At 66.5% G+C, this 20802-nt stretch carries 22 protein-coding genes; 9 read left to right on the top strand and 13 right to left on the bottom strand.

The window, feature by feature from the left end:
- The first annotated feature begins 133 nt into the window (after positions 1 to 133).
- Positions 134 to 1219: an IS110 family transposase gene (locus AS181_RS05485; RefSeq protein ID WP_091344265.1), complete on the top strand. Its 1086-nt coding sequence runs from the start codon at positions 134 to 136 to the stop codon at positions 1217 to 1219.
- Between the two features lie 415 nt (positions 1220 to 1634).
- A complete protein-coding gene (locus tag AS181_RS05490; RefSeq protein WP_055475055.1) occupies positions 1635 to 1997 on the top strand; it encodes a GNAT family N-acetyltransferase in 363 nt (120 codons plus the stop codon).
- A 112-nt stretch (positions 1998 to 2109) separates the two neighbouring features.
- On the opposite strand, the gene AS181_RS05495 is transcribed toward AS181_RS05490, so the two are convergent.
- The gene (locus AS181_RS05495; protein WP_058250608.1) at positions 2110 to 2445 is read right to left on the bottom strand and encodes a hypothetical protein; all 336 of its coding nucleotides are present in this window, start codon (positions 2443 to 2445) and stop codon (positions 2110 to 2112) included.
- Positions 2445 to 2636 (bottom strand): hypothetical protein, encoded by a 192-nt coding sequence (locus AS181_RS05500; RefSeq protein ID WP_058250609.1) that lies wholly within the window; start codon positions 2634 to 2636, stop codon positions 2445 to 2447. The genes AS181_RS05495 and AS181_RS05500 overlap by 1 nt, the downstream gene beginning before the upstream one ends.
- A gap of 428 nt (positions 2637 to 3064) precedes the next feature.
- Between AS181_RS05500 and AS181_RS05505 the strand changes: the two genes are divergently transcribed.
- Both AS181_RS05505 and AS181_RS05510 read left to right on the top strand, forming a co-directional pair.
- Positions 3065 to 3748, top strand: coding sequence for a hypothetical protein (locus tag AS181_RS05505; protein WP_139114192.1), 684 nt, complete (start codon positions 3065 to 3067; stop codon positions 3746 to 3748).
- Positions 3749 to 3856: 108 nt separating this feature from the next.
- Positions 3857 to 5566: an HNH endonuclease signature motif containing protein gene (locus AS181_RS05510; RefSeq protein ID WP_058250611.1), complete on the top strand. Its 1710-nt coding sequence runs from the start codon at positions 3857 to 3859 to the stop codon at positions 5564 to 5566.
- Between the two features lie 30 nt (positions 5567 to 5596).
- Here AS181_RS05510 and AS181_RS05515 read toward each other — a convergent pair whose 3' ends face one another.
- Positions 5597 to 6445 carry a sigma-70 family RNA polymerase sigma factor gene (locus AS181_RS05515; RefSeq protein WP_058250612.1) on the bottom strand — a complete coding sequence of 283 codons (849 nt, stop codon included), beginning with the start codon at positions 6443 to 6445 and terminating at the stop codon, positions 5597 to 5599.
- 155 nt (positions 6446 to 6600) lie between these two features.
- On the opposite strand from AS181_RS05515, the gene AS181_RS05520 reads away from it, so the two are divergent.
- The gene (locus AS181_RS05520) at positions 6601 to 6963 is read left to right on the top strand and encodes a DoxX family protein (RefSeq protein ID WP_058250613.1); all 363 of its coding nucleotides are present in this window, start codon (positions 6601 to 6603) and stop codon (positions 6961 to 6963) included.
- A 22-nt stretch (positions 6964 to 6985) separates the two neighbouring features.
- Here the strand turns inward: AS181_RS05520 and AS181_RS05525 are convergent, their stop codons facing one another.
- From AS181_RS05525 to AS181_RS05535, 3 genes are read right to left on the bottom strand one after another with little or no spacing between them, the layout of a single operon-like run.
- A complete protein-coding gene (locus AS181_RS05525; protein ID WP_058250614.1) occupies positions 6986 to 7543 on the bottom strand; it encodes a nuclear transport factor 2 family protein in 558 nt (185 codons plus the stop codon).
- Entirely contained in the window at positions 7540 to 8712 is a 1173-nt protein-coding gene (locus tag AS181_RS05530) for a flavin reductase family protein (protein WP_058250865.1), read from the bottom strand. The genes AS181_RS05525 and AS181_RS05530 overlap by 4 nt, the downstream gene beginning before the upstream one ends.
- Before the next feature lie 39 nt (positions 8713 to 8751).
- Complete coding sequence (locus AS181_RS05535) at positions 8752 to 10206, bottom strand: MFS transporter (protein ID WP_058250615.1); 1455 nt, start codon at positions 10204 to 10206, stop codon at positions 8752 to 8754.
- A 157-nt stretch (positions 10207 to 10363) separates the two neighbouring features.
- Between AS181_RS05535 and AS181_RS05540 the strand changes: the two genes are divergently transcribed.
- Genes AS181_RS05540 through AS181_RS05550 form a run of 3 tightly spaced genes read left to right on the top strand, consistent with a single transcriptional unit; the run spans position 10364 to position 12595 of the window.
- Positions 10364 to 11659 (top strand): amidase, encoded by a 1296-nt coding sequence (locus tag AS181_RS05540; RefSeq protein ID WP_058250616.1) that lies wholly within the window; start codon positions 10364 to 10366, stop codon positions 11657 to 11659.
- A gap of 25 nt (positions 11660 to 11684) precedes the next feature.
- Positions 11685 to 11963, top strand: coding sequence for a hypothetical protein (locus tag AS181_RS05545; RefSeq protein WP_058250617.1), 279 nt, complete (start codon positions 11685 to 11687; stop codon positions 11961 to 11963).
- Positions 11960 to 12595, top strand: coding sequence for a response regulator transcription factor (locus AS181_RS05550; RefSeq protein ID WP_374193855.1), 636 nt, complete (start codon positions 11960 to 11962; stop codon positions 12593 to 12595). Before AS181_RS05545 ends, AS181_RS05550 begins: the two co-directional genes overlap by 4 nt.
- Before the next feature lie 6 nt (positions 12596 to 12601).
- On the opposite strand, the gene AS181_RS05555 is transcribed toward AS181_RS05550, so the two are convergent.
- From AS181_RS05555 to AS181_RS05580, 6 genes are all read right to left on the bottom strand, one after another.
- Entirely contained in the window at positions 12602 to 13552 is a 951-nt protein-coding gene (locus AS181_RS05555) for a PDR/VanB family oxidoreductase (RefSeq protein ID WP_058250618.1), read from the bottom strand.
- 41 nt (positions 13553 to 13593) lie between these two features.
- Entirely contained in the window at positions 13594 to 14346 is a 753-nt protein-coding gene (locus AS181_RS05560) for an SDR family NAD(P)-dependent oxidoreductase (protein ID WP_058250619.1), read from the bottom strand.
- A 14-nt stretch (positions 14347 to 14360) separates the two neighbouring features.
- Positions 14361 to 14858: an aromatic-ring-hydroxylating dioxygenase subunit beta gene (locus AS181_RS05565; RefSeq protein ID WP_055475081.1), complete on the bottom strand. Its 498-nt coding sequence runs from the start codon at positions 14856 to 14858 to the stop codon at positions 14361 to 14363.
- Positions 14851 to 16128, bottom strand: coding sequence for an aromatic ring-hydroxylating oxygenase subunit alpha (locus tag AS181_RS05570; RefSeq protein ID WP_055475082.1), 1278 nt, complete (start codon positions 16126 to 16128; stop codon positions 14851 to 14853). The genes AS181_RS05565 and AS181_RS05570 overlap by 8 nt, the downstream gene beginning before the upstream one ends.
- 76 nt (positions 16129 to 16204) lie before the next feature.
- The gene (locus AS181_RS05575; protein ID WP_058250620.1) at positions 16205 to 16567 is read right to left on the bottom strand and encodes a hypothetical protein; all 363 of its coding nucleotides are present in this window, start codon (positions 16565 to 16567) and stop codon (positions 16205 to 16207) included.
- Positions 16568 to 16617: 50 nt separating this feature from the next.
- Complete coding sequence (locus AS181_RS05580) at positions 16618 to 17790, bottom strand: acyl-CoA dehydrogenase family protein (protein WP_058250621.1); 1173 nt, start codon at positions 17788 to 17790, stop codon at positions 16618 to 16620.
- 178 nt (positions 17791 to 17968) lie between these two features.
- Here AS181_RS05580 and AS181_RS05585 point away from each other — a divergent pair, with 178 nt between their 5' ends.
- Complete coding sequence (locus AS181_RS05585; protein ID WP_091344278.1) at positions 17969 to 19498, top strand: PAS domain S-box protein; 1530 nt, start codon at positions 17969 to 17971, stop codon at positions 19496 to 19498.
- Between the two features lie 49 nt (positions 19499 to 19547).
- Here AS181_RS05585 and AS181_RS05590 read toward each other — a convergent pair whose 3' ends face one another.
- Complete coding sequence (locus AS181_RS05590; protein ID WP_058250622.1) at positions 19548 to 20675, bottom strand: nitronate monooxygenase; 1128 nt, start codon at positions 20673 to 20675, stop codon at positions 19548 to 19550.
- Positions 20676 to 20802 lie beyond the last annotated feature (127 nt).

Consider the following 20802-nt stretch of genomic DNA (forward strand, 5'->3'; position numbering starts at 1 on the left):
CCTGAGGTGCGAGGAGCGATAGACGGTATGAGGGCCTTGGGGCCGAAGGCCTCAAGCTGCAAACACATCGTGGGTTGCTGCTGCTGAGTTCACACTCTGCGGTAGCACCACATTGCAGATCAGGAGGCCTCCGGTGATTGTTCAGGGTACAAGTGTCGGATTGGATGTTCACGCACGCTCGGTGGTCGCTCATGCCATCGATGAAGACACCGGGCAGGTGATTCGGCAGACCTTGGTCCCCGATGCGGCGACCATCGTCAGCTGGCTACAAGGCCTGGCCCCGCCGGTGCGGGTGGCCTATGAGGCCGGTCCGACCGGCTTCGGATTGGCGCGGGCGATCACGGCGGCCGGGATGGGGTGTGTGGTTGCCGCGCCCTCGAAGCTGCAGCGGCCAGCCGGGGACCGCGTCAAGACCGATGCCCGAGACGCTGCACACTTGGCGAAGTTGCTGCGCCTGGGCGAAGTGGTGGCGGTCAGTGTTCCTGAGGTGGGCACCGAAGCCGCACGGGATCTGGTCCGCGCCCGCGAGGACGCCCGCAGCGACCTGATGCGCGCTCGGCATCGATTGTCCAAACTGCTTCTGCGACAGGGGATCGTCTACTCCGGCGGGAAACCCTGGACCGGTGTTCATCAGCGGTGGCTGCAGCGTCAACGTTTCGAGCTGCCGCTGCTGCAAGCCGCCTTCGACAACGACCTGGACGCGGTGTTGAGCGTGACCGCCCGCCGTGACCGCCTCGATGAGCTGATCGAACAGACCGCGGCCACCGATCCGTGGCAGGCGGTGGTCACCCGGCTGTCGTGTTTGCGGGGTGTGTCGACGCTGACCGCGTTCGCTCTGGCGGTCGAGATCGGCGACTGGTCACGGTTTAGCGGCGCCACGATCGGCTCCTACGCAGGATTGGTGCCCTCGGAATACTCGACCGGCGGGACCCGCAGTCAGGGATCGATCACCAAGGCCGGTAACGCCCACGTGCGGCGGCTACTGGTCGAGGCGGCCTGGCAACACCGACGCCCCTACGCCACACCCGGACAGACCATGCGCCGCCGGTGGGAGGCGGCCTCACCGGCTGCCCGCGCCCGTGGCCATGCCGGCAATCGTCGGCTACACAAGCGCTGGCAACAATTCGACCGCCGCAGCAAACATCCCTGCGTGGCCAACACCGCGATCGCTCGTGAGCTCGCCGGCTGGTGCTGGTCGCTGGCGGTGCTCGACGACTAACCAGCACTGACACACAATCTTGGCCACCCGTCGCGGGACTCCCGCTGTGGTGAACAGGGAACGAATCCACGGCGTCGCTATGTGCGCCAGCACTTTTGGGTGCACGGTACGCACGTTTACATAGACCCGTCGGCCAGCGTTTTCATCTCCTGTCGAACACCGTTGAGCGGTAACCAACCCGCGTATATCAGTCCGACAACACCGTCGCGAGTAACGACCACCACACACCGCGGCGGGTGGCCAACCCCACAACAGCCCCTGAGAAGGAGGCAATTTCGCCATGGGACTTGACAGAGCAGCACTACATATCAGCGACGAGCCACGAAGGCCTGGCGAGACGATCTCGCCAGCCCTTCGTGGCTCGCTTCGCTCGCACCTCAGGGAACAGTGGGCGCAACCGCATCGAAGGGACGTTGTGCAACCAGTCGAGATCAACGCCGGGACGTGGTATCTGCGTGCGCTTCGTGCGGACGAGCGGATCACCGACGTCCCGGCGTTGTCTCATCTCGAGGTCGACGACCCCGCCGCGTACGTCGCTGCGGCGCAGCGTGACTGGGAGTCGGAGACACGATTCGTCTGGGCGATCTGCATCCCCACCACCGGTGAGCTCATCGCCCTGATCGGGGTCACGCCGAACGGCTCGTCGGGCCGCCTGTGGGGCGAGGCACGCGACGGCTACGACGAGGCGCTGGACACCGCCGTCGGGCCGGTCTCGAGGTTTGCCGAGGGTGCACTCGGTCTGGTTGTCGGGCAAATGCTGTCGCGCGGGATCGGCTGAGACGCGGAGTCAGCACACGACCATTCGTCGTACCCGGGGCGATCTTCGTCCATTCGGCGATCTGCGCGCCGCTTCAGATGACCCAGGTCTTGCTCACCGCCGAACGTTACGGTCAGCAATCTCCGCAGGTCGTCTTGATCCAGGAAAGGTCGTACCGGATTTCTCCTCGGTCGCCGCAGAATTCGCATACGGTGCTCGACTCGTCGGTTGTCGCGTCGACCAGGAGCTCGCAAAGGCTCCACGTGAAATCGTCGACCGAGTCTCCGTAATTGAGGTAGCAGCGCACAACCCCGAACTTCTCCTTGATCTGCGCGTAGGTGAAGTCGTCGGTGACGGCTGAGAGCCGGCGATGGAGGCGAACCAAGAGCGGATACCAGCCGGCGTTCACAGTGCAGTCGACTACCGGGGACGCCATCGCGGCGGGGAGTCGGACGGGTTCGGGCGCCATCAGGCGACGCCTCGCTCGGCCTCCGCGGGCCCCTCGGAATCCACGCCCGTCAGTGCGCTCCTGGAGTCGGATCGCAGGCGATCGGCGGCGGTGTCGGCTCGGCGCATCTCACCGATCTTGCGAACGATACCCGCGAAGGTGGCGGCCTCGACCGAATCATCTGAATGTGCGCGGGCTTTCGAGTTGGTCATGTCGCCTCCGCTCGGTTCGGCCGACTCGACGCGTCGGCTTCCGTCAACAGAATGCGACGCAGCACCGACATCTGTCAGAGATCGTCGTCCAACTGCCACAGCTCACTCCACGGTTGATGTCACCGGCACCGAGTAGGTTCTCGGCGTAGTAATGACGACCCGGACGGGACACCCCGGAGGAGATGACCGCGATGGGCACGATGAAGACGACTGACCAGTGGATCGATTCGTCCTGTGAGGGCCCCGATCGGTTCACTCGGATCATCGCAGAGTCGCAGGCGCAGTCGCTGATCCCTCACTCGACACCCTCAGATGAAGCCAGAGCTCTCGCGTGGGAGTTGGTCGACCGGCGCGATCGGATCGCCGCCGAGTTGTGGGACTGCCGGACATCGGGAATCTCTGTGCCGGTTGGGAAGACGGCACTCCGCTTGGCATCCGGAGCGCTCTACGACGCCGAGCAAGCGGTGGTCGACGAACTCGTCTCGCGGATCCCGGCGAGAGCGGTTCATGAGCGGATGAACTCCGCCGCCTACCTGGCAGCGGATATCGACGCTGCGACAGCCGAGGCCGCAGTGCTCGACACACATGAATCCGTCGGTCGGGCAACGCAGCACGAGGCCACCGATACCGAACTGCTCGGCGATCCCGCCGACTACGCCGGAATCGACCCCATCGAGGACGTGGCGATTCCACCCCGGATCGAATGGACCGAAGCCGACCGCAAGGCCGTGCTCGACGAGGCCATCGGAACGTACGGAATCGCTGCCGGCGAGTGGTACTCGGTGGAATGGCCGCCGACGGAGGGCTCCCTGTGGGACCCCGGATACCTCGTCACCTCGGACTGGGAGCCATGCGACGAACACGCCGACGATCCGGACAGTGACGCAGCACTCGACTGTGTCCGATGCGAAGACTCGGTCACCACTGAGGTCGAAGCGATGGCCGTCTGGAAGTTCACGACCAGGTTGACTCACCACCGAATCGGGTTCGACAGCAACGGTTCTCTGATCGTCGATCGGGTGGCGGAGGAGATGGACCCGACATTCGAGGTACGCGAGATCACGCAGGACCCACGCCTGATCCGCATCGGCCTGCCACGCGGACATCGCTGACCTCGATCTGAGGATGACCTGTCGGTGCGTCGTGGTTGCATCATCGGATATTCGAAGGAGAAACAAATACACCCTTGACTCGAACATATATTCGAGTATCGTGGAGGTATGTCATCGGGGGCGGGGGCCGGGTCCACTACATCTGTGGACCCATCACAGGAGTCGGTCGAGCCGCGCTTTCGTCCCGACCATGAACTCTCCGCTGCCGAACTCGTCGAGGTCCTCAACCACTGCGCGGGTTTGGCGGCAGCGTCGGCGCATCGAATGATGGTCGTTGCCAGCCTCATTCACGACGAACGCGAGATGGACTACGCGCAGCGGCGCGCCGAGACGCACAGCGGCGAACTCGACTCCATCGAAGCCTTCGAGCACCTGTCCGCGCGGGTGGCCGCTGGTGAGAATCCCTACGAGCAGTTCGGGCCCAACGGTCTCGAACAGGCCATCGCCGAAGTCGGTGCCACCCTCACCGTGACGCCGGCCGAGGCGAAAGATCTCATCGAAGCCGGCGACGCACTGCGCTACCGACTCTCCTTCACCGGACACGCACTCGCGTGCGGTCGAATCGACAAGCGCCGCTTCCTCATCGCCCTCAAACGCACCGACCTCATCACCGACGACGAAGAGATGCAGACCGTCGACGCCCATCTCGCCGAAGCGATCTTCGCCCGCCCACCGATGTCCACGGCCCGGTTCACCGCCATGGTCGATTCCATCGTCGCCAAGTGGGCACCCGACGCGATCCGCCGACGCAAGGAACGAGTCAAAGCCGACCGCAAGGTGACCGTCACCCCCGACCGCTTCACACCCGGGCAGTCCCGGATCTCCGGCACGCTGCCCACTGCTGATGCCGCCGAGTTCGACGCCCGCCTGACGGCGATGGCCACCGCGGTCCACGCCGGTGACCCTCGAAAGTTGGCCAACCGCCGAGTCGATGCTCTGAAAGCGCTCGCGCGGGGCGAAGCTTCTATCGCGTGCGAATGCGACGACTGCCGACCTGCCGCAATGGACATTGAAGCCAACACCACCGGCGACGTCGACGCAGCGACAGTGGACACCGCCGACCACACGACTGAGGCACCCGCGCGCCACTCCGGGAACGATGACACCGACACCCCGGACAGCGACACGGTTGTCGCCGACCCTCCGGGTCCGGACGCGTCGCCGTCGTCATCGCCGGCGCCGCGCGCGACCTTTCACATCGTGGTGAACCTGTCGACCCTGTTCGGTCTCGACAACGACCCCGCTTTCCTCGACCGCCACGGCATCATCGACGCCGACACCGCCCGAACACTCCTCGCCGAAGCCCGCCGCACCTACATCCATCCCGCACCCGACGCACCCGACGGTTCACCGGCTCCCGACGCGGACAGTTCGACAACGCGATACACCCCCTCGAAGAAGCTCCAGGCGCTGGTGCGCGCCGGCGAACTGTGCTGCACCTTCCCCGGCTGCAACGCCCCGGTCTGGCAGATCGATCTCGACCACACCGAACCCTTCGACCACACCGACCCGCGTCGCGGTGGCCCGACCGATGCGCGCAACCTCAAACCGCTGTGCCGGTTCCATCACCGCATCAAGACCTTCACCAGCTGGCAGGACCACCAAGACGAGTCCCGCACCGCCTGGTTCACCACCCCCACCGGGCACATGTTCGTCGGCAACGCCTTCAGCGGACGCGACCTGTTCAACAAGCTCTTCCCCAGACGGTCACCCGATCATCCCGCCCGCGACAGACTCGACACGCAGCGCGACAACGACTTCCGACGCCACCAACGCGCCGAGAAGCGCTGGAACGACGCCAACCCGCCGCCCTTCTGAACACCGCAGAGGCCACATCGCCGGTCAGGACTACCTGGACACGGCGGGTGACGTCATGCGACGAATGTCGATCCGCACGACTCGCCCACCCTTCACGGCGATGTCGATGACGGCGAGCGGGTGACCGCCCGGTGCGATCACATGAACCATCCGACCTCCCAGCCACATCGGCGTGCTTGCCCGGATACGGTCGGCGAAGAATCGGGTCTCCTCCGCGACCGCCCGGGCGCCCCGGACCACGGTCGGTGTGTCCGGCGGTACCAGTGACCGGTCGGCGACACGGATGCAATCCTCGCCCAACAGCGCGACCATCGCATCAAGACTGCCGCCGCGCGCCGCGGCCAGAAAGGCGTCGACGACCAGGGACGCATCACCCGACGGCAGTTCAGGGTCCAGCTCGGAGTTCAACCGCGAAGACGCGATCCGTCCGCGTGCCCGGCTCGCATGCTTCTTCGCACCGTCCACACTGGTGTCGAGGATCGTTGCGACCTCACCGAACGGAACCGCAAAGAGGTCATGCAGCACATAGGCCACGCGTTGCGACGGCGTCAACCGATCGAGGACCACCATCAGCGCACGTGACACGTTCTCGCGCTGCAGGTAGAGCTCGTCGGCCGCGACAGCCTCCGCGGGGAGAGCGTCGGCGAACAGCGGATCTTCCTGTCGTCTGCCGCGGGCGCGCAACTGATCGAGACACACCCGGGTGAGTGTTGTCGTCAACCATGCGGCAGGGTTGCGGATCTCGGTGCCGTCGACACGCAGCGAGTTGAGCCACGTGCTCTGCACGGCGTCCTCGGCGTCGTGGATCGAGCCGAGCATCCGGAACGCCATGGCGGTCAGCTGCGGTCGTAGATCTTCGAACTCTGAGGTCGGTACCACCGGATGTCACCTTCTCGTGGGGTAGGACGTCGGTACGGATGAGAGCACCACACTCACATCGTCCATCCGACAACCCACCTCAGAGGAGGACACATGTCGACCGTACCGACCCGGCCACCGCGCGGCGGAACCCGACCAGCGAAGGGCCCCCGGCGATGACCACCACCCTGTTCGTCGCCACGATCATCTGCATCGTGGCCAATGGCGGTATCGCCATCGCCGACTTCGCCCGGGCCGAGTTCGTGCTGGCCAATTCGGCCGAGGTCCACGTCCCACCTCGGTTCCTGCCCCACCTCGCGACACTCAAGGCCGCCGGAGCAGCAGGGCTTGTCCTCGGGTTGACGATCGAACCCTGGATCGGCGTCGCCGCCGGAACCGGGCTCACTCTGTTCTTCGTCGGCGCGGTCATCGCCCATGTGCGGGCCCGCGTCTTCTACAACATCGCGTTCCCGGGCGCCTTCCTGCTCCTCGGCGTGGCGGCTACGGTCTACATGATCCGACTGACCACAGGCGCGTGACCCGTCACCGGCGTCGAACGCCTCAGCCCATCAACGCCGACGCCGAGGGGTAGCTCTCGGCGAATCCGTCGGGAAGCGGCGCGATGAAGACGTTCTCGGTGCGGGTACGAGTGATCCGCCACCGGCCGTCGTGCTTGCGAAAGGCGTTGTTCAGCCGACTCGACCGCAACAGGGCCGAGCCGTCGCCGAAGAGCCACGGCTGCATGTGAATCCACTGTCCCTCGGCGTCATCGCCGTCGACATGGACCTGCTCCGAAGTCAGGTAGTGCGCGTTGAGCACCAGTGCCGGGTCCCGCTTCTCATCCCAGAAGCGCTGGAAGTGTTCGCGGATCTCCGGCTTGCCCTCGGCACGCCCGAACTGTCCGTCGTAGTACTCGCCGACGCCCTCCCACACCGCGTCGTCGGTGTAGAGGTCCAGGATGCGCTCGATGCGCTCGGCGTCATCCGCGAGACCGGGTTCGGGACACGGGGTGTCACAGAGGAACATGTATCGAGCCTGGATTCGTCGGATCTCGGCTTCGGCCTCCAGAATCTCGACCCGCGCGACGAGCGCCGAGATCCTGGCATCGTCGTCGCTCATCGGCCAAGCACCTCGACCACCGCACGCGCCTCCGAGATCCAGGCCTCGACCTCAGAGCCGTTCACGCCCAGCGGCAACTGCGACAACCGGAGCGTCATCGAGTATCCGCCACGTGCGTCCCGGATCGGCAGCACGACGGAACCGACGTCATAGGTCTGATCGGGTCGCACCTCGCGGAGGCGATAGTCGACGGCCGACTTCCCGATGGACTCGCAGATCTCGCGTTCCTGCGAAGGCGTCAACCGGCCCCGCTCATAGGATTTCGTCGCCTCTCGCATCTCCTCGTACGCAGTCGATGAGGCATCGGGCAGAAAGGACACCAGGTAACCGTGCCGCCGCACGAAGTCGAGACGGTCGCGATGTACCTGTCGCACATCATCGTCGGCATGCCGGAGCTTCGCCAGCCACCGCTCCCGGGTCTCGTCGTCCTGGTCGAACACGTACGTGTCCCCGATGGGCGGCACCATCGGGATGCGGTACGCGAGGCCTTCGTCACGGTCGACGCCCGGCGCGGTGGCCGACAACACGACGGCCATCTCGTCGCGGCTGACCGCGGTGAGGACCGACACCTCGCAGCCGACGGACGTCGCCAATGCCTCCACCTGCGGGCGCGCCGCGTGTGCGGCATGGATCGTCGGCAGGATCTCGTGGTCCATCCGGGCCATCAGGGACGTCGACACGAAACTGCCGTAACCACCCTGGAAGAAGATCAGCGGCGACACCGGGTTGGTCACGGCCAGATCCCGCACCTCACAGAGCGTTATCCAGTGATCGCCTGCTTCGACGACGTTGCTGATGCGGGTGTCGATCCAGGCCACCGAATCCGCGAGAACCGGATCGCCCGACGGCGAAGGGAACCAGTCGATGCCCGCGAGCTTGTCCTCCCAACGCTGCGCGATGGTGAGGACGACGTCCTCCTGTTCACCGCCGAGGATGTTGATGCACAACGACTCGCAGGCCCGCATCTTCTCGAAGGTGCGCGAGGTCTTCATCGGCATGAAGGACACCAACGGCGGGTCCATCGACACCGAGCTGAAAGTCCCGACGACCATGGCCAGCACGGAGCCGTCGTCACCGCGTCCCGTCACCACGACCACGCCGGTGGGATAGTGCCCCATCACATTTCGGAAGATGCCTGGGTCGATGGCACTGATCACATTGTCGGACATGTCTTCTCCTGGGATCGAATCGTCGCGGTGGTCGGGCACTCAGGCGGACCGGGCCTCGACCGGCTCCTGGACGTAACGCTTCTGCAGAATGGCACCGAGTCGCTCCGGCCGGAGGAAGGCGATGCACAGTGCGCCGCCGACCAGCAGGACGATGCCGGTGATCGTGAACGCCTGGTGCACGCCGGCCGCCATGTTGTCGGCCATCTCCGCGCTGGGCTTCTCACCCTTCGGCGGCGACACATACCCCGCGTCGGTCATGAGCCAGCCGACCAGGATCGGCGAGATGACCGCGCCGAACGACGCCACGCCGCCGAGGGTGGCCATGAGGATCGGTCGCTGCCGAGCGCCGACCGCATAACCGATCGCGGTGGCGGTCATCGGGAACGCCAGGCTGCATCCACCGGCGAGGCACAGCAGCGCGACCGCCGTGATCCCCGACGACGCCTGGATGGCGATGAAGCACAACCCGGCCAGGACCGCGGCGCAGCCGAACGGGACGGCGATCGCCCGATGTGCCGAACTCCCCCGGTGCAGCATCCGGTGCCCGAGCGCACCCAGTCCGAGCAGGACGAGCGCGCCGACCACCCACGGCACGGTGGTCACCGCACCGACCTCACCGAGCGACAGCCCGACCACGGTGCCCAGGTACTGGGGCAGCCAGGTCGTCAGGAAGCCCTGCACCCAGAAGTTCGACGCCCCGCCGATCACGGCGGAGATGAACGCCAAGCTGAGCAGCGCACGCCAGATCTTGACCGGCTTCTGCTCGTCGACCGCGGAGGTCGCGACCTCCTTCGCATCGTCAACCGTCTCGTCGGTGTCGAGTGCCGGCTCGTCCGGCGACGAGGCCTTCTTGGGACGGTAGGGACCGTCCGCGCCGATCGCCCACCAGGCGATCACCCACACCAGGCCGATGATTCCCAGAACACCGAACGCCCAGCGCCAACCCCACACGGCGATGACCCAGGCCAGCAGCGGCGCCGCGAAGACAGGTCCCAGCGTGGAGCCGGCGGCGATCAGGTTCGACGGCAGCGCACGACGGGTGGGCGAGAACCAGGTGTGCGCGGAGGTGAGCGACATGGCCGTCGCGGGTCCCTCGGCGCCGCCGAGGATGATCCGCGTCACCAGCAGGATGGCGGCGCCGCCGCCGAGCAGCATCGGGAATTGCAGCACCGCCCAGGTGACGCCCATCGCGAACAGGATCCACTTCACCGAGATCTTCGACGCCAGGAACCCGGTGACGACCGAGACGATCGCGTACAGGAAGAAGAAGGCACTGCCGATGAATCCGAATTCGGTTGCGGTCAAGCCGAGTTCGGGCATCGCGTCGGCCGAGACCAGGCCGAGCACCGCCTTGTCGGCGAAGGCGATGATCTGGAACAGCACGAGCATGCCGGTGACGATCCAGGCCCGTCTCGACATGCGGCCGAAGTCGATTCGTCGATCGGGGGCGGTCGGCGACGACGGCGTCGTCACCGCGGGTTCTCTGAGGCTCATTGGGTTTCCTTGGACTGGCAGGGTGCGAAGACGCCGGGCTGTCGGGGGCTGGCAACGACGTTATGGCCACCCGTCCCTACGGGGATACGAGGGAAATCTTTACTGTCGCCGCGATGCGCGACAGGGCAGACTGGTCCCAGCACATGAAGGAGGAACGGTGAGCTCGGCCTACTGGAAACAGCCCATCAGTGAGCAGGCGACCGCGGTCCACGAGAAGGTGGTGTCGGCGGAAATTCTCGCGGAACAGGTCCGTGAGGAGATCGTCGGCACCGACACCGATCTGCGCGCGTGGGTCGAGCTGTCCCCGGGCGTCGTCGACGAGGCACGACGGCAGGATGGGATACCGGGTCGCCGGCCCCTGCGAGGCGTCTCGCTCGGGGTCAAGGACCTCATCGACGTCGAGGGTCTGCCGACCCGTGCCGGTTCACCCGTCACGTCGTCGTCGCCGGCGGCGTCGGATGCGCCCTGTGTCAGTCGTTTTCGCGATCTGGGCGCGGTGATCCAGGGCAAGACGGTCACGACCGAGTTCGGCTACTTCTCGCCCGGGCCGACGCGCAATCCGCACCACCCCGGGCACACGCCGGGCGGGTCGTCGAGCGGTTCGGCCGCCGCCGTCGGGGCTGGCGTCATCCCGGTGGCGCTGGGTACGCAGACCGCCGGCTCGTTGACCCGGCCGGCCGCCTACTGCGGCGCCGCGGGCATGGTCCTCGCGCACGGCTCGACGGATCTGTCCGGCGTCACCGGACTCTCGGAGTCGCTGGACTCGCTGGGCATCCTCACCCGCGACATCGCCGACCTGCAGTACGTGTACACCGCCTTCACCGGCCGCTCGCCGATCGTTCCCGGTCGCTCCACCGTCCGGACCGTGGTGGTGTGGGGCGGCAGCGACCTGCACCCGATCGACCCGGCAATGGCAGACCTGGTCGACCGGCTGCCGGACCTGCTCGAGCGAGCCGACGTCGAGACCCGCGCACTCGAATTCGACGATCATGTCCGCACCCTGGCCGACGACCACGTGACCGTCATGTCCCATGAGGCGGCCGAGACCCTGGACGATGTCGTCCGGGACCATGCGGCCGCGCTCAGCCCCGCGCTGCTCGACCTCGTCGACGCCGGCCGCGCGGTCCGGCCCGCGGACCACGCGGCCGCCCTCATCCGCCGCGACCGCTCGCGGGATCTGCTGGCCGAGACGCTCGGCGATCACACGGTGATCGTCGGTCCCGCCGCACCCGGCCCCGCACCGAGCGGCCTCGACGCGACCGGGTCGCCGGTCCTGAGCCGACCGTGGCAGCTGCTCGGCTGCCCGGTCGTCGTCGTCCCGGGGGCGACCACGGACTCCGGGATGCCCCTCGGACTACAGGTGATCGGCTTGCCGGGGCGGGAGTCGGCCCTGTTCGAGGTCGCCGCGGTGCTCGAGAACGAGCTCCGGTCCCATCCGGTCGTCCCGGTCTGATCCGGTTGCGAGAGAGAAGATCTGCATGACAGTCAAACCCCGTCCCGAGACGCACCACCGGATGTTCCTCACGTGTTACGAGGACACCTTCAACTACGGCTGGCACCATGTCGACCTGTTCGTGCACGACGAGTACGGCCGGGAGGTCAACTGGGTGCACTGGACCGTCGAGGCCGACGGCCCGGAGGCGGCCGACGAGTCGGTCCGGCGCGAGGAACCCTGGCTCAACCGGACGTCGGAGTGGCGCCATCAGGTGAGTGCCGTCGGGATGAACTACTGGACGGCCGACGCGGCGTGGACGTGACCGCATCGGATGTGACCGCGGCGGTGTACGTCGTCGACGACGACCCGGAACTCTGCGAATCGGTCGACTGGCTGCTCGGCAGCATCGGGATCTCGCCGCGGATCTGCCACAGTGCCGACGACTTCCTCGCGCAGTACTCCGGGGACACCCCCGCGTGCATCGTGCTCGACGTCCGCATGCCGACGATGAGCGGCCCGCGGCTGCAGGAGAAGCTCAACGAGTTAGCACCGCACGTCGCCATCATCTTCGTCTCCGCGCACGGCGACATCCGGATGTCGGTGTCCACCCTGCAGGCCGGCGCGATGGATTTCCTGGAGAAGCCCTACGACCCGCAGCGGCTGCTCGACGCCGTCCAGGCGGGGATGGAGAAGGCGGTCGAACGCTTCCGCACCCACGCGCAGAAGCGGTGGGTGGAATCGAAGGTCGCGCTGTTGACCCCGCAGGAACGCGAGATCCTCGCGCTGGTCGTCGAAGGTCTACCCAGCCAGAACATCGCCCGCCGCCTCGACATGAGCGTCAAGACGGTGGACGTGCACCGTGCCCGGATCAAGAGCAAGACCGACGCCGACAGCATCAGCACGCTGGTCCGGGACATCCTGCGGTTCGACGTCGAGGTGCCGACCAACCCTTGATCGGGGTCAGTAATAGTCGAGCACGATCTTCTCGCCGGTGGTCCGCGAGACGCAGACCGCCATGACCTCTCCGGACTCTCGCTCGGCCTTGGTCAGCACGTTGTCGCGGTGCTCGGGCTCACCGGCGAGGACCTGCATGATGCAGGTACCGCAGATGCCCTCCTGACACGAGGTGTCGACGTCGCAGCCGTTCTCCTCGAGGACCTCGACGATGCTCCGGTCGGCCGGGACGTGATAGGTCTCGCCGTCGAGTTCGACGTCGAAGGACGTGTTCTCCGACGCATCCGGCTGATCGGTGGCGTGGAAGTTCTCGAAGTGGACCGCGTCGGCCGGGATGTACTGTTCCGCCAGTTCGCGGACCTTGGTCATGAACCCGTCCGGGCCGCAGACATAGACATGCGAGCCCTGCGGCGCCGATTCCAGCGCGGCGGTCAGAATCGGTCCGTGGGCCTCACGACCGACGCCGACATGCGCGTGCAGCTTCTCCGGGCAACGCTCCCGCAGCAGCGGCAGGAACGCCGCGTCATCGACCGTCCGGGCGAAGTAGTGCAGTTCGAAGCTGATCCCGTGCACGTCCATGTAGCGCGCCATGCTGAGCATCGGGGTGATCCCGATGCCGGCCGCCACCAGGACGTGATGCGTTGCCGTGGAATCGATCCCGAGCAGGTTCCGTGGCTCGCTGATCTGCAGCCGGTCGCCGACGCGCAGTTCGTGCAGTGCGGCCGAACCACCTCGGGACTGATCCTCGCGCTTGACGGCCACGGCGAAGGACTCCCGCCCGTCGGGCCGGCTGCACAGCGAGTACTGGCGGGTGATGGCGGTCGGCCCGACGACATCGATGTGCGCTCCGGGCGTGTACTCCCCCATCGTCGAGCCGTCGGGCCTCGACAGGTAGAAGGTCTTGATGCTCGGGGTCTCCTGGACGATCGCGGAGACGACGACGTCGGTGAGGGCCATGGCGGTGCTCCTGGTGGTGGCGAATAATTCTCGAGGTGCGATCAGCGGACGAAGAGCCCGCCGTTGACGTCCCAGCACGCACCCGTGACGAAGAAGGCGTTCTCGGCGGTCAGCAGGCCGACCATGTCCCCGATGAACTCGGGGCGGCCCAGCTTCCCGACGGGGATGCCGGCGATCACGGCGTCGAGTTTCTCCGGCGGCACGGTCGCCTTCACGACGGGCAGGTCGTGCGGCCCGGGCGCGATCGCGTTGACCGTGACACCCTTGGCCGCAAGCTCTTTGGCGAAGATCTTGGTGACCGTCAGGATCGCGCCCTTGGACGTGGCATAGTGCGCGCCGGTGGCGGTGCCGCCGTTCTGACCGGCCAGCGACGCCATGTTGACGATGCGGCCGTACCCCTCGTCGGCCATCGCGGCCCCGAAGACCTGGCAGCCGAAGAAGATGCTGTTGACGTTCGTGTTCAGCACGCGGGTGAAGTCCGGCTCGTCGAGCGTCATGAGATCGGCCGCCTGGGTCAATGCCGCGTTGTTCACGACGATCGTCGGTGTGCCCCAGACGGATTGCACATGCGCCAGCGCGTCGACGAAACCCTGCCGGTGCGCCACGTCGAGGACGGCCGCCCGTGCGGCCGACCCGTCGGGCGAGAGTTCTTCGGCGATGCGCTGGGCCGGATCGAGGGCGATGTCGGTGAGCAGGACGCGATGACCGTCCCGGTGCAGCCGGCGGGCGATGTGCGAACCCATGCCGCCGGCGGCACCGGTGACGACCGCGATCCCCTTGTTCGTCGAACTCATGTCCAGGTCCGTCCTCACACCAGGTAACCGGAGGCGCTGACCGCGTCCTCGCTGTCGATGAGACGGGCCACCTTCAGACTGATCCGGTCGTTACCGTCGGAACCGAGGCTGATGGTGTGGGTGAGCTCGGCGCCGATCGTCGAGAAGGCATCGCGCTTGAACGCGTTGAGGATCTGCGCGGACCGCAGGATGACGGTGTCGTCGCTGACGTCCGACACGGTGAACCGCGAGATGACCCGGACCGTGCGGGCAGCGGCGACCGCCGACGGTGCGTAACCCTGCATCATCCGTTCGACGCGCAGGCGCCGCATCCGCTGGTCGTCGTACACCATGTTCAGCGACGAGTCGAAATCGTCGGTGTCGGGATCGATCGGGATGACGTAGTGCGCGTCATCGGTGTAGAGGGCCTCCCACGCCGGGTAGTCCTTGGCGTCGAGGAGTTCGGCTTCCTTCCACACGAGCGCGATCGCGCGCAGGACGCGCGGGTCGTTGAAACTGTGCAATTCAGTCATCGCTCATCATCTTCTTCCACATGGCGTAGGACTCACGCATCCCCGTCTCGTCGGTGACATGCGATGTGGGCCAACCCTCTTCGGTCGTGTACTCGCGGTTCTCCCCGCGGTTGACCAGGATCGGCATGTTCGGGTTGCCACCGGCGCCGATCTGGACGCGATCCCATCCCTCGGCGTCGTCGGGGCTGCCGAAGCCGAAGGGGCCCTGGAAGTGCTCGTGGATCCGCAAGCGCTCGCGGTTGATGCTCTCCGGCCCGCCGTCCATGCCGATCGCCATGTGCCACACCTCGGTCACGTCCACGCTGATCGGGATGAGGACCCGGAAGAACGACGACGACATGGCGATGTTCGGGAACATGTTGAGGTTGAACCCGCAGCCGTGCATCGAGCGCATGTAGCGACGGATGCGTTCGGGACTCTCCCCCGCCTCGGCGAGTTCGTCGACGAGATGCTGGAACCGCGGCTGCACCTCCTCGGAACCGTCGTCGATGTCGAGGTCCGCGTGCGCGGCCGCCATGATCGCGACGCTGTGACCGTTGCCGAGCGCGTGCGTCTCGGCGGCCGGATCGTCCATGAACGACATCATGTTCGCGGTCTCGGCGTCGACAGAGGCCATCCACGACTTGTGCACCATCGGGAAGTGGTAACCGTCGGTGGTGTTCTCGAGCTGGATCTTCCAGTTGCCCTTGAACCGGAACTTGTGACTGCCGAGGACCTTGGTGGGGAATCCGTTGGACTGCTTCAGGAATCGCTCCATCCAGATCTTCGCATCACCCAGGTGGTCTTCGAGCGGTTCGATCTCGGTGTTGAACGTCGCGAAGATCATGCCGAGATAGCTCTCGGTGCGCAGCTTCTGCAGGGGGAAGTCGTTCTTCTCGACGACGCCCTCGTAACCGTCCGGGTACGGGATGCCGCGCAGTCGACCGTCGAGGGTGTACGACCAGTTGTGGTACGGGCAGGTGAAGCCGTTGGCCTTGCCGCTGCGCTGGTCGCACACCGTCGCCCCGCGATGCCGGCACCGGTTGAGCAGGGTGTTGAAGTTGCCCTTGCGATCCCGTGTCACGATGACCGGTTGATCCCCGACCTGGGTGGTCTTGAACGAGCCCGCCTCGGGGACCTCGCTCTCGTGCGCGACCCACACCCAGGTGCGGTAGAAGATCTTGCGCATCTCCTCGGCGAAGATCTCGGGATCGGTGTACAGCTGACCGGCGACGCGGTCCTTCTCGGCGAGGTCCGCGAAGCCGCGGGTCGGCCGCTCGATGGTGGTCATCGATGTTCCTTCGTGTGTCGACCGCGCCGGGGCGCGGAGAGGGGCTGTCGGTGCGCGAGAGATCAGGAGGCGGTGCTCATGAGGGGACGTCGTCGCGGATGGTGAGGGCTCGTCCCATCCGCGCCTCGACCTTGAAGTACTTCCAGAGCGCATGTTCACCGACCATGATGGTGCGCAACAGGTTGCAGGCCGCCCGGACGGTCGGCTGGTCGCGCACGTCGGCGAGGACGTAGAACGTCCACGGCCAGCCGTCGGACGGGCCGACCATGTGGGCGTCGTCGTCGAAGGTCCCGATGATCTCGACACCGTCGAGGTTCTTCAGACTCGTGAGGAACTCCATCGTGGCCTCCCACACCGGACCGATGTCGGCCTTGGGCAGGTCGAAGAAGTTCTGATTGTTCCCGACACAGAACAGCGTGCGCAACGGTTCGTCGAACATGGGTGATGGTCTCCTCGCGGTCGTGACGTCTGGGCTGGATGACGGGTGGGTCAGGGAAAGCTGGGGATTCCGGCCTCGAGGCCGAGAAGCAGTGCACCGGCGGCCTCGTAGGTGTTGGTCTGCAGCATCGCGTGCTGCGCGGGCACCAACGCGTCCTGCAGGAACCGCTGCAGCGGATGGGTCTCGTAGATGGCCCCGGTGCCGGCGAGGTCGAACACCTGCAGCACGACGCTGCGCCCGACGTGCGCGGCGTGGGTGGCACTCAACCGCAACAGGGCCTGATCGTCGGTCGAGATGTGCTGTCCCGCGACGGCCTTGGCCCACACCCGGTCGGTGCTGTCGTAGAAGCACGCTCGCGCCGAACGCAATTCGGCCTCGGCGACCGCCAGGCCGCTCTTGTACGCCGGCCGGTTGCCCTTGCTGGCACCTCCGGTGATCGAGGTCCGCGCCGCGCCGACCTCGATCGCGTAGTCGAGGGCGCCCCGGGCCGCGCCTAGGGTCACCACCGCCAGCACCTGCGCGGCGTAGGCCAGCGCGGGGTACCGGGTCAGGGGTTCGTCGATCTGCGGAGCGCCGCCGCGCACGAAGGTCATCTCCTCGGGCACGAACACGCGGTCGGCGCGGATGGCATGGGAGCCGGTCGCCTTCATCCCGGCGACATCCCAGTTGTCGACGATCTCGACCTCGGCCGGATCGACCAGCGCGGTCAGCGGTTTGCCGCCGGTCTCGGGTCCGCCGGCCAGACCGATCCCGAGGAGGTCGGCGCCGCGACATCCGCTGGCGAACTGCCAGACCCCCGAGCACAGGTAGCCGCCGTCGACCCGCTGTGCCTCCTGCATGGGGAACAGCCCGCCCGCGTAGGCGACATCGGGACCGTGCGCGTAGATCTTCTGCTGGGTCTCGGCCGGCAGCGCGGCGAAGTAGACCAGCGACGATCCGAAACTGGACACCCACCCGGTGGCGGGGTCGACGGCGGAGATGCGTTCGACCAGCGACATGAAATCCGACGGTGCCATCGGCTCGCCACCGAACGCCGCCGGCGTCGAGGCCCGGTACATGCCGGCACGCTTCAGCAACGCGATGAAGTCGGCGGGAACGTAGCGCTGCGAGTTGAACTCGTCCCGACGATCCCGGAGCACGTCGAGCGCGTGGTCGAACGCGGCGTCGCGCGCCGCCCCCGCCGGTTCCGCACACACCCGTTCGGTCAGGCTCTCCGCGGTCATCACTGTCTCCGTTCGGAATCGACTCTCGATCTCGAGTCCGACACTATGGACGCGGGACCCGACGCGGTATCGGGATTTCCCGCGCCGCGGGTAAGCAATTCCTTACTTGCGTGTCCTCACCCGCATGGCATCGTGGCGGGGGCGAAGACGAGAACTCGGCGAAGGTGAGGTGATGGCGATGTTCCCCGCCCGTCGGGACTTCGAGCAGATGATCCTGCACACCGGCACCGGCATCCTCATCCACGAGGCGAGTTCGAAGAACATCCTGTGGGCCAACCCGGCCGCGTGCCGGATCTTCGGGTTCACCCTGGAGGAACTCAAGCCCCTCAAGGCACACCACATGAGCGCCCAGGAGCGTCAGTACCGCCGCGAGGTCGGCGTGGCATGGCTCCAGTCCGCGGTGGTGCACGGGTCGAGCCGCAAACAGTGGAAGTACCGCGCCAAGGACGGCACCGAGTTCCTCACCGATGCCCGCGCGACCCTGGTGCGCTGCGAGGACGGGCCGGTCGTGATGGTCGAGTTCCGCAACATCTCCGACGAGGTCGAGTTGCAGGAAGAACTGACCTGGGTGTCGGAGTCGTTGCAGCGCATCATGACCCACACGTCGGCCGGGATCGTCGTGCTCGACGACGACAACTGCATCGACGACATCTCCCCACTGGCCGCCAAGCTGTTCGGCCGCACCCCCGCGGAGCTGTCGGGCGTCCATCTGGAAGACCTCGGCCGGTGTGAGCCCCGGCTGACCAGTGACCCCGTCGTCGAACGGCTGACGGACGGAGCGGGCTCGGTCGAGATCCAACAGGAGATCATCAAGGACGACGGCAGCACCGTGTGGCTGGCCGGCGAACTCGAGATCGTCGCCCACGACGGCATCTCCTCGCGGGTCCTGACCGTGCGCGACGTGACCGACCGCGTCGAATGGGAACGCCGCAACGCCTACCAGGAGGCCAACCTCCAATATCTGAGCCGTTACCACGCGATGGGTGACATGGCGATGATCCTGGCCCACGAGCTCGGGCAGCCGCTCGCGGCGTCGACGAACTACCTGAGCGGACTCAAGGCCCGCGTCTCCGCCGAGACCGTCGACGCCCGCAGCCTCGCCTACGGCATCGACCAGATCGAGAAGCAACTCCGCCGCGCCGCCGACATCGTGGCATCGGTCCGCCGCTACGTACGACGCATCGAGAGCACCTCGACGCTCATGGATCTCAACGAGACCGTCGAGGAGAGCCTGTATTTCGTGCGACTACGCGCGGCCGAGCAGGGCGTGCGCGTGTACGCCGAGATCCCCGACCGCGACCTGCCGATCCAGGGCGAGAACGTGCTCATCGGACAGGTCATCATCAACCTGTGCGTCAATGCACTCGACGAGATCGTCCGTCCGACAACCGAGGTGAAGGAACTGACGATCCAGACCGGTGAAGCCGACGGACTGGCCTCGGTGTGGATCCGCGATCAGGGACGCGGCATGACCGGCGGCGTACCGGCGGACCGCCTCGCGTCCGGGGCGTTCTCGTCCAAGCAGGACGGTTCGGGAATCGGGCTGATCATCTCCGAGCACATCGTCGAACGCCACGGCGGGACGATCCGGTACCTGCCGAACGAACCGTCGGGAACCACCGTCCAGGTGACGCTCCCTCTCGCGACGATCGCCGAGGACGGCGCCGGCCACTCCCCGGCTCCCGCGTCGCCGTTTCCGTCCCGCTGATTGAATCCAATCAGCGGGACGGAAACGAGGCCGCGCGAATTAGCCCCGGCTAGGCGTTCGCGTTGGCGAACGAGTCCAGGCTGCTCGTGGCGTCGATGTACTCGGTCACCCACTGCTCGATCACCGCAGAGGTCTTCTCGACCTTGCGGAACTGCCCGACCACCTGCCCGACCGGGTTGAAGGCGACGTCGATGCTCTCGTCGGGGTACTTGTGCGTCGCGGCCACCGCCATCCCGGAGACCATGTACTGCAACGGCATCCCCAGCGGATCGGGATTCTTCGGATCCTCCCAGGCCTCGGTCCAGTCGTTGCGCAGCATGCGGCACGGCTTGCCGGTGAACGATCGGCTCCGTACGGTGTCCCGGCTGGAGGCGTCGATGTAGGTCTGCTGCTGGACTGGGGTGTTCTCGGCCTCCTCGACCATCAGCCACTGCGATCCCGTCCACGCGCCCTGCGCCCCGAGGGCCAGCGCCGCCGCGATCTGCTCACCGCTGCCGATACCGCCGGCCGCCAGAACCGGAACCGGCGCAACCTCTTTGACGACCTGCGGCCAGAGCACGATGGAGCCGACTTCGCCGCAGTGACCGCCGCCCTCGCCGCCTTGGGCGATGATGATGTCGACACCCGCATCGGCGTGCTTGCGGGCCTGCTTCGGCGATCCGCACAGCGCGGCGACCTTGCGGCCGGCGGACTGGATCTTCTCGATCATGTCGGCGGGTGGCGTCCCGAGGGCGTTCGCGATCAGGGTGACCTTGGGGTGCTGGAGCGCGATCTCGACCTGCGGCGTGGCAGTGGCCTCGGTCCAACCGAGAAGCTGCAGGGAGTTGTCACTGTCCTCGTTGAGCGGCACGCCGTGGTCACGCAGGAGCTTGCGTCCGAAGTCGAGGGTCTCCGCCGGCACCATCGACTGCAACATCTTGGTGAGTTCCTCGCCCGACATGTTCGAGTCCATGCCCTCGTACGTGTTCGGGATGACGATGTCGACGCCGTAGGGACGGTCGCCGATGTGCTCGTCGATCCAGTTGAGCTCAATCTCGAGCTCCTCGGGGGTGAAGCCAACCGCGCCGAGCACTCCGAAACCGCCCGCCTTGCTCACCGCGACCACCACGTCCCGGCAGTGGGTGAACGCGAAGATCGGGAACTCGATACCGAGCTCGTCGCAGATCGGGGTGTGCATGGAGGACTCCTCGCCCGTCAGAAGAACAACCAGAATTAGAACGTGTTCTACTCTGGATACCAGGCGAGGCGGTCACGGACAAGCGAGCGGGGAGAACTCGGGTCCCGGCGCCGGGAGCGAAGCGAGC

This window comes from Gordonia sp. SGD-V-85 (assembly GCF_001456905.1).
Classification (GTDB): domain Bacteria; phylum Actinomycetota; class Actinomycetes; order Mycobacteriales; family Mycobacteriaceae; genus Gordonia; species Gordonia hongkongensis.

Excerpts from the sequence above, each read along its gene's own strand:
- AS181_RS05495 (WP_058250608.1), bottom strand. The coding sequence starts at position 2,445 with ATGGCGCCCGAACCCGTCCGACTCCCCGCCGCGATGGCGTCCCCGGTA.
- AS181_RS05500 (WP_058250609.1), bottom strand. The coding sequence starts at position 2,636 with ATGACCAACTCGAAAGCCCGCGCACATTCAGATGATTCGGTCGAGGCC.
- AS181_RS05510 (WP_058250611.1), top strand. The coding sequence starts at position 3,857 with ATGTCATCGGGGGCGGGGGCCGGGTCCACTACATCTGTGGACCCATCA.
- AS181_RS05520 (WP_058250613.1), top strand. The coding sequence starts at position 6,601 with ATGACCACCACCCTGTTCGTCGCCACGATCATCTGCATCGTGGCCAAT.
- AS181_RS05525 (WP_058250614.1), bottom strand. The coding sequence starts at position 7,543 with ATGAGCGACGACGATGCCAGGATCTCGGCGCTCGTCGCGCGGGTCGAG.
- AS181_RS05530 (WP_058250865.1), bottom strand. The coding sequence starts at position 8,712 with ATGTCCGACAATGTGATCAGTGCCATCGACCCAGGCATCTTCCGAAAT.
- AS181_RS05535 (WP_058250615.1), bottom strand. The coding sequence starts at position 10,206 with ATGAGCCTCAGAGAACCCGCGGTGACGACGCCGTCGTCGCCGACCGCC.
- AS181_RS05545 (WP_058250617.1), top strand. The coding sequence starts at position 11,685 with ATGACAGTCAAACCCCGTCCCGAGACGCACCACCGGATGTTCCTCACG.
- AS181_RS05555 (WP_058250618.1), bottom strand. The coding sequence starts at position 13,552 with ATGGCCCTCACCGACGTCGTCGTCTCCGCGATCGTCCAGGAGACCCCG.
- AS181_RS05560 (WP_058250619.1), bottom strand. The coding sequence starts at position 14,346 with ATGAGTTCGACGAACAAGGGGATCGCGGTCGTCACCGGTGCCGCCGGC.
- AS181_RS05565 (WP_055475081.1), bottom strand. The coding sequence starts at position 14,858 with ATGACTGAATTGCACAGTTTCAACGACCCGCGCGTCCTGCGCGCGATC.
- AS181_RS05570 (WP_055475082.1), bottom strand. The coding sequence starts at position 16,128 with ATGACCACCATCGAGCGGCCGACCCGCGGCTTCGCGGACCTCGCCGAG.
- AS181_RS05575 (WP_058250620.1), bottom strand. The coding sequence starts at position 16,567 with ATGTTCGACGAACCGTTGCGCACGCTGTTCTGTGTCGGGAACAATCAG.
- AS181_RS05580 (WP_058250621.1), bottom strand. The coding sequence starts at position 17,790 with ATGACCGCGGAGAGCCTGACCGAACGGGTGTGTGCGGAACCGGCGGGG.
- AS181_RS05585 (WP_091344278.1), top strand. The coding sequence starts at position 17,969 with ATGTTCCCCGCCCGTCGGGACTTCGAGCAGATGATCCTGCACACCGGC.
- AS181_RS05590 (WP_058250622.1), bottom strand. The coding sequence starts at position 20,675 with ATGCACACCCCGATCTGCGACGAGCTCGGTATCGAGTTCCCGATCTTC.